Below are 15,887 nucleotides of genomic sequence, written 5' to 3'. Positions count from 1 at the left end.
GAGCTTATCCGGGTTGTGGGCAGGAGGGGCACCGTGCCCGGACCTGTCTACGCCGCCGCCACGGGCGCGCTTGAATCCGCAGACCGCAGGTGTCACACTCCGGGCAGTCACCGGGGGTGCCCATCCGCAGAGCGCGGGGGCTGAGAGGGCCGCGAAGAGGCCCAACCCCAGGAACCTGATCTGGTTCATACCAGCGGAGGGAGCGTGACGGGTGCCGAACAGGGATGTTCAGCCCTCCTCCGACGTTTGGGGGAGGGCTTTTTTGGGTTTCTAGACGCTGCTGCCAGTTCACGAGTGCTTCCTACGAATTCCGGTCGAACAGTGATGCAATCACTGCGAAATCCGACTGGAAGAAGAAGGACGGATTCCAGAATGGAGTGAGCCTTCGGTGCTTTCCCGAAGGCTCCCAGAATGGCCGGAATCCGTATCAGGCCGGGCCGCCCCAGGGTCGCCCGTCGCCACCGCCCTTTTGTCTGTTCTGCCCTGGAGGTTTTCCATGTCGGCATCCGTCCCCCCTGAACCCAGCCCCGAAACCACCCTGTCCACCACGCCCTTTCCCGGCAGTGAGAAGCGGTATCTGGGCGGCGTGTTCTACCCACAGGTGCGCGTGCCGGTGCGGGCCATCCGCCAGTCCGCGACCCTGGAAGCGGTCGGCGGCCTGACCCGCCGCACCCCCAACCCCAACGTGCTGGTGCCCGATACCAGCGGCCCCTACACCGACCCGGACGTGTCCATCGACGTGCGCCGGGGCCTCCCACACGCCCGCCCCTGGCTGGCCGCCGACGCCCGGCTGGAGGTGCAGCGGGAACGGCTGTCCGCCCGGCTGGACGGCGCGGGGCCGCTGCCCTTTCCCGCCGTGCCCATGCCGCGCCGCGCCCGGGGCGGGCAGGCCATCACCCAGATGCAGGCCGCGCGCCGGGGCGAGATCACCCCCGAAATGGAGTTCGTGGCCCTGCGCGAGAACCTGCGGCAGGAGGAGGCCTTCACGCTGACGGCGCAGCACCCCGGCCAGAGCTTCGGGGCCGCCATTCCCCGCGAGATCACCCCCGAGTTCGTGCGTTCGGAGGTGGCGCGGGGCCGGGCCGTGATTCCGGCCAACGTGAACCACCCGGAACTCGAACCGACGGTCATCGGGCGCAACTTCCGGGTGAAGGTGAATGCGAACCTGGGCACCAGCATCGTGACCAGCTCCATCGAGGAGGAGGTCGAGAAGATGGTCTGGGCGACCCGCTGGGGGGCCGACACGGTGATGGACCTCTCGACCGGCAAACACATCCACCAGACACGCGAGTGGATTGTGCGGAACAGCCCCGTGCCCATCGGCACCGTGCCGATCTATCAGGCGCTGGAAAAGGTGGGCGGTGTGGCCGAGGCCCTCACCTGGGAGGTGTACAAGGGCACCCTGATCGAGCAGGCTGAGCAGGGCGTGGACTACTTCACGGTGCATGCGGGCGTGCGGCTGGCGCACATTCCCCTCACCGCGCGGCGGCGCACCGGCATCGTGTCGCGCGGCGGCAGCATCCTCGCCAAGTGGTGCCTGGCGCATCACCGCGAGAACTTCCTGTACACCCACTTCGCGGACATCTGCGAGATCATGGCCGCCTACGACGTGACCTTCAGCCTGGGCGACGGCCTGCGCCCCGGCTCCGTCGAGGACGCCAACGACGCCGCGCAGTTCGCGGAGCTGGACACCCTGGGCGAACTCACCCGCGTGGCCTGGGACCACGGTGTGCAAACCATGATCGAGGGGCCGGGCCACGTCCCCATGCAACTGATCCGCGAGAACATGACCCGGCAACTGGAGGTCTGCCAGGAGGCCCCCTTCTACACCCTGGGGCCGCTGACGACCGACATCGCGCCCGGCTACGACCACATCACCTCGGCCATCGGCGCGGCGCAGATTGCCTGGTACGGCACGGCGATGCTGTGCTACGTGACGCCCAAGGAACACCTGGGCCTGCCCGACCGGCAGGACGTGCGCGACGGCGTGATCGCCTACAAGATTGCCGCCCACGCCGCCGACCTCGCCAAGGGCCACCCCGGCGCGCAGGCCCGCGACAATGCGCTCTCGCAGGCCCGCTTCGAGTTCCGCTGGGAAGACCAGTTCAACCTGAGCCTCGACCCTGAAAAAGCCCGCGCCCTCCACGACGAGACGCTCCCCGCCGACGCCGCCAAGACCGCCCATTTCTGCTCGATGTGCGGCCCCCACTTCTGCTCCATGAAGCTCAGCCACGACCTGCGCGCCGGGGACATCCTCGCGGGCCTGGAGGACAAGGCGCGCGAGTTCCGCGAGGCGGGCGGAGAGCTTTACGTGGAGGGGGTCGGGGCGGATGACTGAGGAGCGCCCGCGAGTCGGGGAGTCGAGCGGTCGAGAGGTCGGGCGGTCTGACGTTCTCCCGCCCCCTCAACCTCTGGACCCCCCAACCCTCCCCCTGGGCCGCCTCTATTTGGTCGCCACCCCGCGCCCCGGTCAGCCCGAGGCGGAGTTCCTGGCGCGTGTCGAGGCCGCGCTGGATGGCGGAGTGGACACGCTGCAACTGCGCTGCAAAGACGGGGAGGCCCGCCCCCTCATTGCCCTGGCGGAGCGGGTGGGTGCCCTCGCCCGCGCCCGCGACGTGCCCTTCTTCGTGAACGACTGGGTGGACGTGGCGGCTGCCGGCGGGGCGGACGGCGTGCATCTGGGGCAGGGGGACCTGCCGGCCGAGTGGGCACGCCGCCTCGCGCCGGCCTTGCAGGTGGGCCTCAGCACGCATTCGCCCGGACAGGCCGAGGAGGCTATCCTGGCGCGCCCCGCCTATTTCGCGGTCGGCCCCGTTCACGCCACGCCCACCAAACCGGGCCGGGCGGCGGCCGGGCTGGCCTACGTGCGGCACGTCGCGGCGCTGTTGCCCCCCGTGCCCTGGTACGCCATCGGCGGGCTGGACCTGGACACGGTGGAGGAGGTGGTGGCCGCCGGAGCCACCCGCATCGCGGTGGTGCGGGCGGTGCTGGACGCGCCCGACCCCGCGCGGGCCGCCGCCGACCTGCTGGCCCGGCTGCCCCTTCTCCGGGAGGCCGCGCCGTGCAGGTGAACGGCCAGACCCACCCGCACCGCGAGGGCCTGACCCTCCACGCCCTGCTGCGCGAGCTGAACGTGCAGCCCGAACGGGTGGCCGTCGCCGTGGGGGACGACTTCTACCCCGGAGCGCGGGTGCCCGACCGTCCCCTGGAAGCCCACGACACCATCGAAATCGTCCGCATCATCGGAGGAGGCTGAGATGCCCGCACAAGACCCCCTGACCATCGGCGGCCGGACCTTCACCTCGCGCCTGATGCTGGGCACCGGCAAGTTCTGCGACTTTGGGGTGATGCGCGAGGCTCTGGAGGCCAGTGGCACGCAGATCGTGACCGTCGCCATCCGCCGCGTCGAACTCAGCGCGCCCGGCCACGCGGGCCTGCTGGACGCGCTGGACCTGGACCGCTACCAGCTCCTGCCCAACACGGCGGGTTGCCGCACCGCCGAGGAGGCTGTGCGGGTGGCGCGGCTGGCGCGGGCCGCGACGGGCGTGAACTGGGTCAAGCTGGAGGTCATCCCCGACGCCCGCTGGCTGCTGCCCGACCCGGTGGGCACGCTGCGGGCCGCCGAGACGCTGGTGGGCGACGGCTTCACGGTCCTCCCCTACGTGCAACCCGACGCGGTGCTGGCCCGCGCGCTGGAACGGGCGGGCTGCGCCACCGTGATGCCCCTCGCCAGTCCTATCGGCAGTGGGCGCGGCCTGCGCACCGGCGAACTGCTGCGAACGGTGCTGGACGGGGCGACTGTGCCTATCGTGGTGGACGCGGGCCTGGGCGTCCCCAGCGACGCCGCGCAGGCGCTGGAAGGCGGGGCCGACGCCGTGCTGGTCAACACCGCGATTGCGGAAGCACACGACCCGGTGGGCATGGCCCACGCCTTTGCGCTGGGCGTGCAGGCGGGCCGGGCCGCGTTCCTGGCGGGCCGCATGGCCGAGCGCGAGGGGGCCAGTCCCAGCAGCCCGGTCGTGGGGGTGCCGCGCCTGCCTGACCCGGAGGCGGTGGATGTCGGCTGAGTCGAGGGGTCGAGGGGTCGAGCGGGCTGACGTTCTCCCGACTCCTCGACCGTCCATCCTGGTGGTGGGCGGCGGCCTGATTGGTGCGGCCGTCGCCTTCACCCTGCGGGAGGCCGGGCTGGGGGTGGAGGTGCTGGACGCGGGCCTGCCCGGCGCGGCCTGGCTGGCGGGCGCTGGCCTGCTGACCCCCGACGGCGAGCGGCTGCGCGGCACACCCCTCCACGCCGACGCCCTGGAAAGCCTGCGCCTGTGGCCCGACTTCGCCCGGCGTCTGGAGGCCCACAGCGGCCAGCCCGTGCATCTGCGCCCTGGCGTGCTGCGGCTGGGCGCGGCAGATGGGGGAGAGGCCGTCACGCCGCCCCCGCCCCATGCCACCGCCCGCGCCACCCCCGGCGAGGGCCAGGTGCATCCGCCCAGTGTGGTGCGGGCGGCGCTGGCGGGCCTGACCGTCACACCCGCACGGGTGCTGGCGCTGCGGCCCCGGCCCGACGGCGTGCGGCTCCAGACCAGCCTGGGCGAACGCCGGGCCGACCTGGTGGTGCTGGCGGCGGGGGCCTGGAGCGCGGCCTTCGGGCTGGAGGTGCGGGCGGTGCAGGGCCAGGCGCTGCTGCTGGATGGCCCCCGCGACCACCCTGCCCTGTACGGGGGGCGGCGGCGCGGCTCCGGGCCAGCCGGGTATGCCCTGGGCCGCCCGGACGGGCTGTATGTGGGGGCGACCACCCGCCTCTCGGCTTCCCCCCGGCCCGACACCTATGCGGGGCGCTGGTTGTGTGCCCAGGCCCGAGCGCTGGTGCCCGCGCACGCGGAGCGGCCGGTCCTGGCCCGCTTGGTCGGCCTGCGGCCCGTCACGCCGGACGGCCTGCCCCTGGTCGCGCCCCATCCCACCCTGCCGCGCGTGCTGGTCGCCACCGGGCACGGGCGACACGGGGCGCTGCTGGCTCCCCTGACGGCGCGGCGGGTGCTGGCGCTGGTGCGGCACCACCTGGGGGCAGCGGCATGACGCGCGTTCCGGTCGCCCTCACCATTGCCGGGTCGGACTCGGGGGGTGGGGCGGGCATTCAGGCCGACCTCAAGGCCTTCGAGGCGCACGGCGTCTTCGGCACGTCGGCCCTGACGGTGATTACCGCGCAGAACACGCGGGGGGTCCGCGCGGTGCAGGCCCTGCCCCCCGAACTGGTCACGGCCCAGATAGAGGCGGTCCTCGACGACTTCCCGGTGGCCGCCGTCAAGACCGGGGCGCTGGGCAACGCCGGGATTGTCCGCGCGGTCGCCTCGGCCCTGCGCGGGCGCGGCCTGCCCCTGGTGGTGGACCCCGTCCTGCTCGCCAAGAGCGGTGACGCCCTGCTGGACCGGGAAGCGATGGGCGTGCTGCTGGAGGAGTTGTTCCCCCTCGCCACGTTGATTACCCCGAACCTGCCCGAAGCGGAGGCCCTGTTCGGCCCGGACCTCCCCGCCCACCTGCCGCTGCTGCTCAAGGGCGGACACGCCACGGGCGAGACGGTCACGGACGAGCTGTGGACCCCGGAAGTGCATCTGCGGCTGGAGGCCCCGCGCCAGTCCACCCGCCACACCCACGGCACGGGCTGTACCCTCTCGGCGGCCATCACCGCCCACCTCGCGCGGGGGCAGGCGCTGGCCGGGGCGGTGCGGGAGGCCCACGGCTACCTTCAGGCGGCCCTGCGGGCGGCCCCCGGCCTGGGCGCGGGGCACGGGCCACTGGGACACAGTCTGGGGCAGGAGGTCTGGCAAAGGTCGGCGCGCTGAACACGGCGGTGGGCGGGCGGAGAGGTGAACCTGTCCTCTCCGCCTGCCCCTTTGTAAGCGTGACTGTATGGACTTTTCCGGCCTTCCTGTACACTGAACCTAACGCTCGTTAGGCAAGTTCCGTCCTCACTCCGGAGGTCCCCCCATGACGCAGATGCACCCTACAGAAACCGCCGAGCAGCACGCCGCCTTCAACGCCCGCATCGCCCGCGGCGAGAAGATCGAAGCCGGCGACTGGATGCCCGCCGAGTACCGCCGCCAACTGATCCGCATGATTTCCCAGCACGCGCACTCGGAGGTCGTGGGCATGCTTCCCGAGGGGGGCTGGATTACCCGCGCGCCCAGCCTCAAGCGCAAGACCATCCTGATCGCCAAGGTTCAGGACGAGGCCGGGCACGGCCAGTACCTCTATCACGCCGCCGAGACGCTGGGCGCGACCCGTGAGGAGATGCTGGACGCTCTGCTGAGCGGCAAGGCCAAGTACTCCAGCATCTTCAACTACCCCACCCACAGCTGGGCCGACGTGGGCATGATCGGCTGGCTGGTGGACGGCGCGGCCATCAAGAACCAGACCATGCTGGCGGGCTGCTCCTACGGCCCCTACTCCCGCGCGATGGTCCGCATCTGCTCGGAGGAGACCTTCCACCACAAGCAGGGCAAGGAAATGATCGTGCAGTACGCCCAGGGCACGCCCGAACAGCGCCAGATGGCCCAGGACGCCCTGAACCGCTGGTGGTGGCCTTCCCTGATGATGCTGGGTCCGCACGACGCCGACAGCCCCAACACCGGCGCGCTGGCGGGCTGGGGCATCAAGCTCAAGACCAACGACGAGGTCCGCCAGGAGTTCATCAACGAGCACGTCCCCGAACTGCTCGAAGCCGGCCTGACCATCCCCGACCCCGACCTGCACCAGGACGAGAACGGCAACTGGAAGCATGGCCCCATCAACTGGGAAGAGTTCTGGGCGGTCGTGAAGGGCCAGCAGGGCCTCAACAAGGAACGCCTGGGCGCACGCCAGCAGGCCCACGACGACGGGGCCTGGGTGCGGGAAGCCATGCAGGCGTATGCGGCGCGGCAGATGGGGCAGGCGGCGGATTGAGAAGTGATGAGCTGTGAGTGATGAGGGTCGAGGCGTCGCTTCCTCTCATCACTCAACCCGCATCACTGCCTCCCTGGTGAAACCATGACCACATCCCAACCCCTTTCCCCATCCCCCGATACCCAGTGGCCCCGCTGGGAGGTCTTCAAGCAGGACGCGCCGGGCCGGCCCTATCAGGCGGTCGGCAGCGTCCACGCAGGCGACCCCGACCACGCGCTGCTGACCGCCCGCAACGTCTTCGTGCGCCGTCCCGCCGCCGTGAGCCTCTGGACTGTGCGCGAGGCCGACATCCTGACCGCCACGCCCGAGGAGGTGAACACCCAGCCTGCCCTGCTGGAGACTCCCGGCGAGGCAGGCACGTACCACCTGGGCCTCAAGCGCACGCACAAGCGGTCCATGACCTTCGTGGACCTGGTGGGCACCCTGGAGGCGAGCGGTCCCGGCGACGCGCTGCGGCAGGCGCGCGAGCAGTACCCCGACGCGCTCACCTGGCTGGTCTTTCCCGAATCCGCCGTGGTTCGCACCGACGACGACCCCGGCACGGTGGAAAGCTGGTTCGCCCCCGCGAAGGACAAGACCTACAAGCAGCAGCAGTATTACGGCGTGATCGGCAGGCACGTCGGTGAACTCAAGCGCGAGGGCCGGATGCCGGGGCGCGTGAAGGAGGCGCAGGAATGACGGCCAGCAGCCAGTCGCCAGCGGCCAGCGCCCAGCAGGAGACCCTTGCGCCCGAACTTCAGCCTGCCCTGATTCGCAAGCTCACCGCCCTGGCCGACGACGAGATTATCCTCGCGCACCGGGACGGCGAGTGGACCGGACACGCGCCGATTCTGGAAGAGGACATCGCCCTGGCGAACATCGCGCAGGACGAGCTGGGGCACGCCTCCCTTTATCTGGACCTGCGCCGCGAGCTGGACGGCTCCGACCCCGACCGCCTCGCCTTCTTCCGTGACGCGGACGGGTTCACCAACGTCCGCCTGGTCGAACTGCCGAAGGGCGACTGGGCCTTCACCATGCTGCGCCAGTACCTCTTCGACGCCTACGAGGCGCTCTGGCTGGATGCGGCCCGCGCCAGCACCTACGCGCCCCTGGCCGAGGTCGCCGCCAAGGCCGTCCGCGAGGAGAAATTCCACCTCCAGCACACCGCGCTGTGGGTGGAACGCCTCGCCCTGGGCACCGACGAGAGCCACCGCCGCACGCAGAACGCGCTGAATGAGCTGTGGCCGTTCGCGGCGCAACTCTTCCAGCCCGTGCAGGACGAGGAAACGCTGGTGGAGGCGGGCATCCTTCCCGACCTGGCCGGAGTGCGGGCACGCTGGGAGGCGCTGGTGGTGCCGCACCTGACCGGGAAGTGCGGTCTGACGTTGCCCGACGCTCCTGCCAATGCCGCTGCCGGACGCGCTACACACACCGAACACCTCGCCCCCCTGCTGAGCGAGATGCAGAGCGTGGCGCGGGCCGTGCCGAACGCCGAGGTGTGGTGATGGGGGCAGAAGGCGGAAGGCAAAAGGCGGAAGGCCAGAGGCAGGAACAGCCTTCTGCCATCCGTCATCCGCCATCCGCAGACGAAGTCTGGGCTGCCCTCGCCCACGTCCCCGACCCCGAAATCCCCGTCGTGTCCGTCACCGACATGGGCATGGTGCGGGACGTGACGGTGGACGGCGGGCGCGTCTCCGTCACCTTTACCCCCACCTTCTCCGGCTGCCCCGCGCTGCACGTCATCCGCGACAGCATCGGTGAGGCGGTGCGTGCGCTGGGGGTGGAGGATGTGGAAGTCCGCAGCACCCTCACCCCCCCCTGGACGACAGACTGGATTCAGCCCGACGCCCGCGAGCGTCTGCGGCGGTACGGCATCGCGCCGCCCGCCCCCGCCGGAGACTCCCCCCTCATCACCCTGGACCCCGAACCCACCCGCTGCCCCCGCTGCGGCTCCCTGAACGTGCGGATGACCGCCAGCTTCGGCCCCACGCTGTGCAAGCGGCTGTACGTGTGCGAGAGCTGCCGGGAGCCGTTCGAGGGGTTCAAGAGCGTGTGATTTCAGGCGGTCAGAATCAGCGGCGCACCCTTGGTAATCATGACGGTGTGTTCAAAGTGCGCGGCGATACCTCCATCGGTGGTGGAAAGCGTCCAACCGTCCCGCAGGGTTCTGGTGCGCCAGTTGCGGCCACTGGACACCATCGGTTCCACGGCAATCACCAGCCCTTCGTGCAGGGGCTTTTTCAGTACCGGGTGGTAGAAGTTCGGCACGTCGGGCTTTTCGTGGATGGCCCGGCCTACGCCATGTCCCTGCAATTCGCGGAGCAGCGTGAAACCCCGTCGCGCCACTTCCGTTTCAATTGCCCGGCCGATGCCGTTCAGCGGTCGGCCCGCGCGAGCGACTTTCATGGCCTCCGCAAATGCCGCTTCGGCACAGGCCATCAGGCGGGCAGCCACCGGGGAAACAGGCGGAACAGCCACCGTCACGGCCGCGTCAGCGACGTACCCGCCCACATTCGGCGTCACGTCGATGCACACCACGTCGCCTGCTGCAAGAGGGCGGTGCGTGGGCAGGCCATGAACAATGTCCTCGTTGACGCTGATAAAGACATTGACGGGAGCGCCGTACTCCGCGCGAGGAGCCGAGAACGCCCCATACTGGGCAAAAATCTGTCCGGCCAGTTTGTCCAGTTCGGCGGGCGTTATGCCGGGTTCTACCGCGGCCTTCAGCACTGCAAGCGTGCGGGCGACCACCTGGCCGGCCTGCTTCATCCCCTCCAGGTCACGCTCGTTGTTGATGGTCATACGTGATTCTAGTTCAGCCTCAAGGAGTCCCCATGACCACCCTCCCCATATCTCGTGCGGTGGCCCTCGCCGCGATTCTTCTCGGCACTTCTGGCCGGGCTGCTTCCCCCATTGGGGTACAGGTTCGGCAGCTTCCCGGGGGTGTGGCCCTGAAGTCCCTGAACAGCGCCCACTCCACCACGTTCCTCTGCGTGGCTGGCTCCTCTGGGCTTCGGGTGTATCTCTCGGCCGTCAACCTGAAGGTGACACTCCGGCAGGCCAGCCTGTACCCGAGGCTGGGGGAGATAGGACCGGGCGGCGCTCCGGATGCCCCGGTTGCTGGGGGCGAGGTGCGCCTGCGCTGTGAAAACGGTCTTCTGAAGCTGGAAGCTGGCAGCGACATCACGTTGATAAACAGCGATGACGCTCCCACCCGGGATGCGCCTGCGCCGGGCCACACCTGACCGCCCTTTGGCACAAGGAGTCGTGTATGACCACAACCACTGAAATCCTCCGCCCCGCCTCCTACGTCTACGGCACCTGGCACACCGCCCCTGCCGAAGGCCAGACCCTCGTTGATGCCGTGTATGGCCGCCCCGTCGCCGTCATCTCCAGCGAGGGGGTGGATTTTGCCGAGGCGTTGCGTTACGGGCGCGAGGTCGGCGGCCCGGCCCTGCGGCGGCTGACCTTCCACACGCGGGCGCGGATGCTGCGGGCGCTGGCGACGGAGCTGCTGGAGCGCAAGGAGGACTACTACCAGCTCAACCTGCTGACCGGCGCGACCCGCCGTGACGGCTGGGTGGACATCGAGGGCGGCATCGGGACGCTGTTCAACTATGCGAGCATGGCCCGCCGCGACCTGCCCGACGAGCGTTTCCTGCCCGAAGGCAAGGTGGAGCGGCTGGGCAAGGGCGGCACCTTCGTGGGCCGTCACCTCCTGGTGCCGCGTGAGGGTGTGGCGGTGCAAATCAACGCCTACAACTTCCCGGTGTGGGGGATGCTGGAAAAGCTCGCCCCGGCCTTCATCGCCGGGATGCCCAGCCTGGTGAAGCCCGCGCCGCAGACGGCCTACCTCACCGAGCGCGTGGTGCGCGACATTATCGCCTCGGGCCTGCTCCCGGAAGGCAGCCTGCAACTGGTGACGGGTGACCCCGGCGACCTGCTGGACCACCTGGAGGAGCAGGACATGGTGGCCTTCACGGGTTCGGCGGCGACCGCGCAGAAGCTGCGGGTGCATCCCAACATCGTCGCCCGCAACGTGCCCTTCAACACGGAGGCCGACAGCCTGAACGCCTCCGTGCTGGGCCTGACCGTGCGCCCCGAGGACCCCGAATTTGCCCTCTACGTCCGCGAGGTGGCCCGCGAGATGACCGGGAAGGCCGGGCAGAAATGCACCGCCATCCGCCGCGCCATCGTCCCCCGCGACCGGGTGGAGGAGGTCGTGGCGGCGCTGCGGGCCGAGTTGAGCAAGGTGACGGTGGGCGACCCCGCCCGCGACGACGTGCGGATGGGGGCGCTCGTCAGCACCGAGCAGCGCGAGCGGGTGCTGGCGACGCTGGACGACCTGAAGGCCGAGACGAGCGTGGTCATCGGCGGCGAGGAACGCGACCTGTTGGGCGGCGACCGCGAGAAGGGGGCCTTCCTCGACCCCACCCTGCTGCTGTGCGAGTCGCCCCTGACGGCGAAGGGGCCGCACGAGTTGGAAGCCTTCGGCCCGGTGGCGACCCTGCTTCCCTACGACACGCTGGAGGAGGCCGCGCACCTTGCCCGCATGGGTCGGGGCAGCCTGGCGGGCAGCATCGTGACCCACGACCGCGCGGAGGCTACCGAACTGGTCATGGGCATGGCGAGCAGCCATGGACGCCTCCTCATCCTGAACCGCGACGACGCCAAGGAAAGCACCGGCCACGGCTCCCCGCTGCCGCAACTGCTGCACGGCGGCCCCGGTCGCGCGGGCGGCGGTGCGGAACTGGCGGGCATCGCGGGCATCAAGCACCACATGAACAAGGTGGCGGTGCAGGCCGACCCGACCACCCTCGCCGCTGTGACGCGCGAATACGTCCCTGGTGCCGAGGTCCGCGAGGACGTGGTGCACCCCTTCCGCAAGACCTTCGACGAGATTCAGGTCGGGGACAGCCTGCTGACGCACCGCCGTACTGTGACCGAGGCCGACATCGTGAACTTTGCGGCCCTGACCGGCGACCACTTCTATGCCCACGTGGACGACATCGGCGCGAAGGAGGGCATCTTCGGCAAGCGGGTGGCGCACGGCTACTTCCTGATTTCCGCCGCCGCCGGACAGTTCGTGTCGCCCGCGCCGGGGCCGGTGCTGGCGAACTACGGCCTGGAGAACCTGCGCTTCGTGGAGCCAGTCGGCATCGGCGACACCATCCGCACCCGCCTCACCTGCAAGCGCAAGATTCGCAAGGACCTGCGCCCCGGCGAAACGCGCCCGACCGGCGTGGTCGAGTGGCACGCGGAAATCACCAACCAGAACGAGGAACTGGTGGCGACCTACGACATCCTGACGCTGGTCGAGCGGGCGCGGGACGAGGCGGACGGCCCCAGCGCCTGACCTCAGCTCTCCTGGGGGCCGGACAGCGGCGAAACTGTCCGGCCCGTTTTCTTAGGAAACGGTCATGCCGGAACATGAGAAGGTCGCGCTGGCCTGGGATACGTTGAACAGGGTCTGTGACCCACCAGAGATGCTGCTCCCTCCCGAGCCTCGGGTGAGGCGGGAGGTACACGCTTGCAGGAGGCGGAATGAACCTTTTGGAACTGTTGGAATCCTACTTTGGCGGGGCGGGTGCCGAACGCCTGGGGCGCGAGGCGGGTCTGAACGCCGCCGAGGCCGAGCAGGTGTTGCGCCAGGGTCTGCCGCTGCAACTGCGTGCCCTGGCCGACCAGGCCCGCACGCCCCAGGGGCAGGCGCAGGTCACGGAGGCCATGCAGTCCCTGCCGGCCTTTGCCAGCGTCGAGGCGGCCCTGGCCGAACCGGAGGGGGCCGCCCACCTCCAGCAGGCGGGAGAACTCCTGACGCCTGCGCTCCTGGGGAGTCAGGCAGGGCAGATTGCCGGTCAGGTGGGGGGCGGCCTGAACGCGGACAGTGTCCAGCGGCTCCTGCACATGGCCCTCCCCCTGCTGCTGAGCCTGCTGGGCCAGCGGGGCGTGAGTGCGGAGAACCTGGGCAGCCTCCTGCCTGACCTGAATGCCGCGCCGGAAGCAGCAGGTGGCGCGCTGACTGCTGCGGGCCTGGTCGAGTTCCTGAAGGGCCAGTTCGGTTCCGCTGCCGCTGAGCAGGTAGGCCGGGCGGCGGGCTTTACCGGGGGAACGGCCACGCGGGCGGCCCAGGCGGCGCTGCCAGTGGTCCTGGGTGCTCTGGTCAACCGGGGCCAGACCGAGGCGGGCGCGGCCGACCTGCTGAACCGTGGCGGCACCTTCGGGCGCTTCACGAACGCGAACGGCCTCCTCGACCTGGCCCCGCTGGGGGACGCGGCCGAGGCTGCCCGCGTCGAGGGCCAGGGTCGGGGCCTGCTCGGCTCGCTGTTCCCCAACGTGGACGCGGTGACGGGACGCTTCGGCTCGGCGCTGGGCGGCTCGGGGACCAGCGCGGGCCGTCTGCTGGCCCTGATGGCCCCCCTGGTGCTGGCGCTGCTGACGGGCCGGGCACGAAGCGGGAACCTGACTGCGGGCGGCCTGAGCAGCCTGCTGGGCGGCGTCGGCCCACTGCTCCCCACGCTGCTGCCGCCGGGGCTGACCAGCCTGAATGCCCTGCTGACCCTCCCGCAGGCCGCCCAGGCCGCGCCGCCAGTGACGACCGTGGAGACGGTCGCGGTCGCGGAAACACCCGCGCCCCGCGTGGAGACGGCCCCGCCCACCACGCCCGCGGCCCCACCCCCCGCCGCAGCTGTTTCCCCGGCTCCGCCTGCTCGCCGGGGTGGGTTTCCCTGGTGGCTGATTCCGCTGCTCCTGCTGCTGGGGCTGGGCGGGTGCTGGCTGCTTCAGCGCCAGCCGACCACGCCGGTCGCCGTTCCCACCACGACCGGCACGGCTGGAAACAGCATCGTCGTGACCAACCCCGTCGCGGGTGCCGCCCTCCCCGCCGAGGACTTCGTGATGAGTGGGACGGCCCCGGCGGGCGACACCCTCAGCATCGAGGACCAGGGCCAGCAGGTCGCCAGCGCCAACGTCGGCACCGACGGCAACTGGCAGGCCGCCATTCCTGCCCCCACCCCCGGCGAGCATACCTACACCATCAGCGGGAAAGACAGCAGCACCCGCAGCGAGTTCAAGGTCAACGTGACGGACGCGGCCGCCTCCGGCAGCTCTGGCACAAATGGCAGCAACACGAACGGCGCGGCCACCAATGGCACGGCCACCGACGGCGCGGCCGGCACCTTCGCCATCAGTGAACCCGCCGAAGGTGCCCAGCTTCCTGCCGGAGGCTTCACTCTGCGCGGCACGGGCCAGGCCGGGGAGACCCTTCAGGTGCTGGAAGACGGGACCAGCCTGGGGAACGTGACCGTGGCGGATGACGGGACCTGGAGCCTGAACGTGCCCAGCCCCAGCGCGGGCAGCCACACCTACGCCGTGCAGGGTGCGGGCGGCACCGAACTGGGCCAGGTGGCGGCCACGGTCGCGGCGGCGGATGCCAACGCCAGCGCGGCGGCCTGCAACCGGGACTACACCCTCAGCATCACCGACGGGCAGACGGTCAGCGAACCCTTCCGCTTCGGCGGTGAGGGCCAGGGCCAGGGCTACAGCGTGACCGTCAGGCGTGGCGAGCGCGTCATCGGCACCAAGAACATTCCCCTGGACGCGACCTGCGGCTGGAGCTACCAGAGCAGGCCGGGTGCGGGCAGCGTGACCTACGAGGTGCGCCCTCTGGGTGAAGCGGCAGCAGCGCCCCTCAGCACCGTGACCCTGACCGTGACCCGCTAAACATCCTCCCGAACCCGGGGCCGCTTCAACAGAGGCGGCCCTTTTGCTGTTCCAACTGTCCCCGCCGCCCCTCCATACCCACTAGCCCTCTGTGCCCGCTAGCGGCTGACCGTCCAGATACCCGCGAAATCCGCGAACTGCGTGTTCGCGTCCGGCGTGGCGTAGGCGCTGATGCTGCCGTCGAGGTACAGCGCGTCGGGGCAGTCCAGCACGTCCCGGAAGAACACCGCGAAGCTGTGAAAGTTCACCGGCCCCGCACTCACCGCGAAGCGAACGCGCCCATCCCGGCACACCCCCACGCCGCTGCGGACCTTGAAGCTGGTCCCGTCCTTGTTGAATGCCGGATGCAGTTGCCCCCCCTGCACCAGCAGCGGCCCGGATTGCGTGGCAAAGGTCGGCTGCATGTTCAGGCGGCGGTACGCCTGCGTCTCCGTCACCCCGGCCCGCTCCCCCTTGACCCAAAACACACCGTTGGGCAGCAGCGCGAAGTTCCCCCCCGAGCGGGCGTTGTTCAGGCCCACCAGCGTCCGCCCTTCCTCCACGTGCAGGCCCAGCGGCTCCAGCCCTGGCGCGTAAATCCCGCTGTTGGTGGCAAAAAGCACCCGTTCCCCCTGCTTCCCCAGCCGCGCCATCACCTCGCCGAAGGTCCGGTAAGGCTGCCCGGTCGCCGGATTCTTCCAGTGCAGGCGCAGCCGATCGCGCTTGGGATCCACGGCGGCCACCGTGTACAGCATCCCCCGCGATGTGACCCGCTGGACGTCCAGTCCCCCCGCCCGCGCGCAGGCCGTCAACACCAGAACAGGAACCAGGAACCACAGGAGCCAACCAGAAGGAAAGGAGGCAAAGGGCATATCCCGCCCATCATGTGGCCCGGCCATGAGGTCGGCGTGATGCGAGGGGAGGAAAAAGCCGTCTGCTACGGCCTCCGGAAGCACCTCTCTGGAGCCTGAAGAAAGGGCGGCGGGCAGGGGGTTGACAGAATGTGCTGCCGCCTGTATCTTTTCTGAGCCTCAGTTGAGGCGAGCAGCATGACAAGCGAAGCGTGCGAGTGAAGCACATACTGCAAGAAACAATCTCCTCCGTTGGAGGGGTTGCAAGAAGCTTCTGTCCTGCGGGGCAGAAGTGGACAGGTCAAGATAGCAAGGGTCCACGGTGGATGCCCTGGCACTGGAGCCGATGAAGGACGCGATTACCTGCGAAAAGCCCCGACGAGCTGGAGATAGGCGTCGACTCGGGGGTGTCCGAATGGGGAAACC

General features: G+C 70.1%; 15 protein-coding genes, 1 rRNA gene and 1 riboswitch. Of the genes, 14 read left to right on the top strand and 2 right to left on the bottom strand.

Annotation, left to right across the window (positions count from 1 at the left end; genetic code table 11):
* Positions 1 to 102 precede the first annotated feature (102 nt).
* A riboswitch (TPP riboswitch) is annotated at positions 103 to 220 on the top strand.
* Positions 221 to 496: 276 nt separating this feature from the next.
* The 10 genes from thiC to paaD all read left to right on the top strand — a co-directional run bounded on the left by thiC (position 497) and on the right by paaD (position 8,965).
* Positions 497 to 2,338, top strand: a complete 1,842-nt coding sequence (thiC, locus tag ABEA67_RS13685; RefSeq protein WP_345466112.1) for a phosphomethylpyrimidine synthase ThiC — start codon at positions 497 to 499, stop codon at positions 2,336 to 2,338.
* On the top strand, positions 2,331 to 3,071 hold the full coding sequence (gene thiE, locus ABEA67_RS13680) for a thiamine phosphate synthase (protein WP_345466110.1): 741 nt from the start codon (positions 2,331 to 2,333) through the stop codon (positions 3,069 to 3,071). Before thiC ends, thiE begins: the two co-directional genes overlap by 8 nt.
* Positions 3,062 to 3,256 (top strand): sulfur carrier protein ThiS, encoded by a 195-nt coding sequence (thiS, locus tag ABEA67_RS13675; protein WP_345466108.1) that lies wholly within the window; start codon positions 3,062 to 3,064, stop codon positions 3,254 to 3,256. Before thiE ends, thiS begins: the two co-directional genes overlap by 10 nt.
* A 1-nt stretch (position 3,257) precedes the next feature.
* A complete protein-coding gene (locus ABEA67_RS13670) occupies positions 3,258 to 4,067 on the top strand; it encodes a thiazole synthase (RefSeq protein WP_345466106.1) in 810 nt (269 codons plus the stop codon).
* Entirely contained in the window at positions 4,057 to 5,067 is a 1,011-nt protein-coding gene (locus ABEA67_RS13665) for an NAD(P)/FAD-dependent oxidoreductase (RefSeq protein ID WP_345466104.1), read from the top strand. The genes ABEA67_RS13670 and ABEA67_RS13665 overlap by 11 nt, the downstream gene beginning before the upstream one ends.
* Complete coding sequence (gene thiD, locus ABEA67_RS13660; RefSeq protein WP_345466102.1) at positions 5,064 to 5,831, top strand: bifunctional hydroxymethylpyrimidine kinase/phosphomethylpyrimidine kinase; 768 nt, start codon at positions 5,064 to 5,066, stop codon at positions 5,829 to 5,831. The genes ABEA67_RS13665 and thiD overlap by 4 nt, the downstream gene beginning before the upstream one ends.
* A 145-nt stretch (positions 5,832 to 5,976) precedes the next feature.
* Positions 5,977 to 6,930, top strand: a complete 954-nt coding sequence (gene paaA / locus ABEA67_RS13655) for a 1,2-phenylacetyl-CoA epoxidase subunit PaaA (RefSeq protein ID WP_345466099.1) — start codon at positions 5,977 to 5,979, stop codon at positions 6,928 to 6,930.
* Positions 6,931 to 7,014: 84 nt separating this feature from the next.
* Complete coding sequence (locus ABEA67_RS13650; protein WP_345466097.1) at positions 7,015 to 7,608, top strand: phenylacetic acid degradation protein; 594 nt, start codon at positions 7,015 to 7,017, stop codon at positions 7,606 to 7,608.
* Positions 7,605 to 8,414, top strand: coding sequence for a 1,2-phenylacetyl-CoA epoxidase subunit PaaC (paaC, locus tag ABEA67_RS13645; protein WP_345466095.1), 810 nt, complete (start codon positions 7,605 to 7,607; stop codon positions 8,412 to 8,414). The genes ABEA67_RS13650 and paaC overlap by 4 nt, the downstream gene beginning before the upstream one ends.
* Positions 8,414 to 8,965, top strand: a complete 552-nt coding sequence (paaD, locus tag ABEA67_RS13640; protein ID WP_345466093.1) for a 1,2-phenylacetyl-CoA epoxidase subunit PaaD — start codon at positions 8,414 to 8,416, stop codon at positions 8,963 to 8,965. The genes paaC and paaD overlap by 1 nt, the downstream gene beginning before the upstream one ends.
* Positions 8,966 to 8,967: 2 nt before the next feature.
* Here the strand turns inward: paaD and map are convergent, their stop codons facing one another.
* Positions 8,968 to 9,711, bottom strand: coding sequence for a type I methionyl aminopeptidase (gene map, locus ABEA67_RS13635; protein ID WP_345466091.1), 744 nt, complete (start codon positions 9,709 to 9,711; stop codon positions 8,968 to 8,970).
* Positions 9,712 to 9,743: 32 nt separating this feature from the next.
* Between map and ABEA67_RS13630 the strand changes: the two genes are divergently transcribed.
* From ABEA67_RS13630 to ABEA67_RS13620, 3 genes are all read left to right on the top strand, one after another.
* Positions 9,744 to 10,154: a hypothetical protein gene (locus tag ABEA67_RS13630; protein ID WP_345466088.1), complete on the top strand. Its 411-nt coding sequence runs from the start codon at positions 9,744 to 9,746 to the stop codon at positions 10,152 to 10,154.
* A gap of 26 nt (positions 10,155 to 10,180) precedes the next feature.
* On the top strand, positions 10,181 to 12,265 hold the full coding sequence (paaZ, locus tag ABEA67_RS13625; protein WP_345466086.1) for a phenylacetic acid degradation bifunctional protein PaaZ: 2,085 nt from the start codon (positions 10,181 to 10,183) through the stop codon (positions 12,263 to 12,265).
* A gap of 188 nt (positions 12,266 to 12,453) precedes the next feature.
* Positions 12,454 to 14,631, top strand: a complete 2,178-nt coding sequence (locus ABEA67_RS13620) for a DUF937 domain-containing protein (RefSeq protein WP_345466084.1) — start codon at positions 12,454 to 12,456, stop codon at positions 14,629 to 14,631.
* Between the two features lie 98 nt (positions 14,632 to 14,729).
* On the opposite strand, the gene ABEA67_RS13615 is transcribed toward ABEA67_RS13620, so the two are convergent.
* The gene (locus ABEA67_RS13615; RefSeq protein WP_345466082.1) at positions 14,730 to 15,482 is read right to left on the bottom strand and encodes a phosphodiester glycosidase family protein; all 753 of its coding nucleotides are present in this window, start codon (positions 15,480 to 15,482) and stop codon (positions 14,730 to 14,732) included.
* A gap of 278 nt (positions 15,483 to 15,760) precedes the next feature.
* Between ABEA67_RS13615 and ABEA67_RS13610 the strand changes: the two genes are divergently transcribed.
* A 23S ribosomal RNA gene (locus ABEA67_RS13610) occupies positions 15,761 to 15,887 on the top strand; the annotation flags it as partial.

This window comes from Deinococcus carri, from assembly GCF_039545055.1.
GTDB lineage: Bacteria > Deinococcota > Deinococci > Deinococcales > Deinococcaceae > Deinococcus > Deinococcus carri.
Note: the sequence above shows the minus strand (reverse complement) of the source record. Positions and strands in the feature narration are given on the sequence as shown.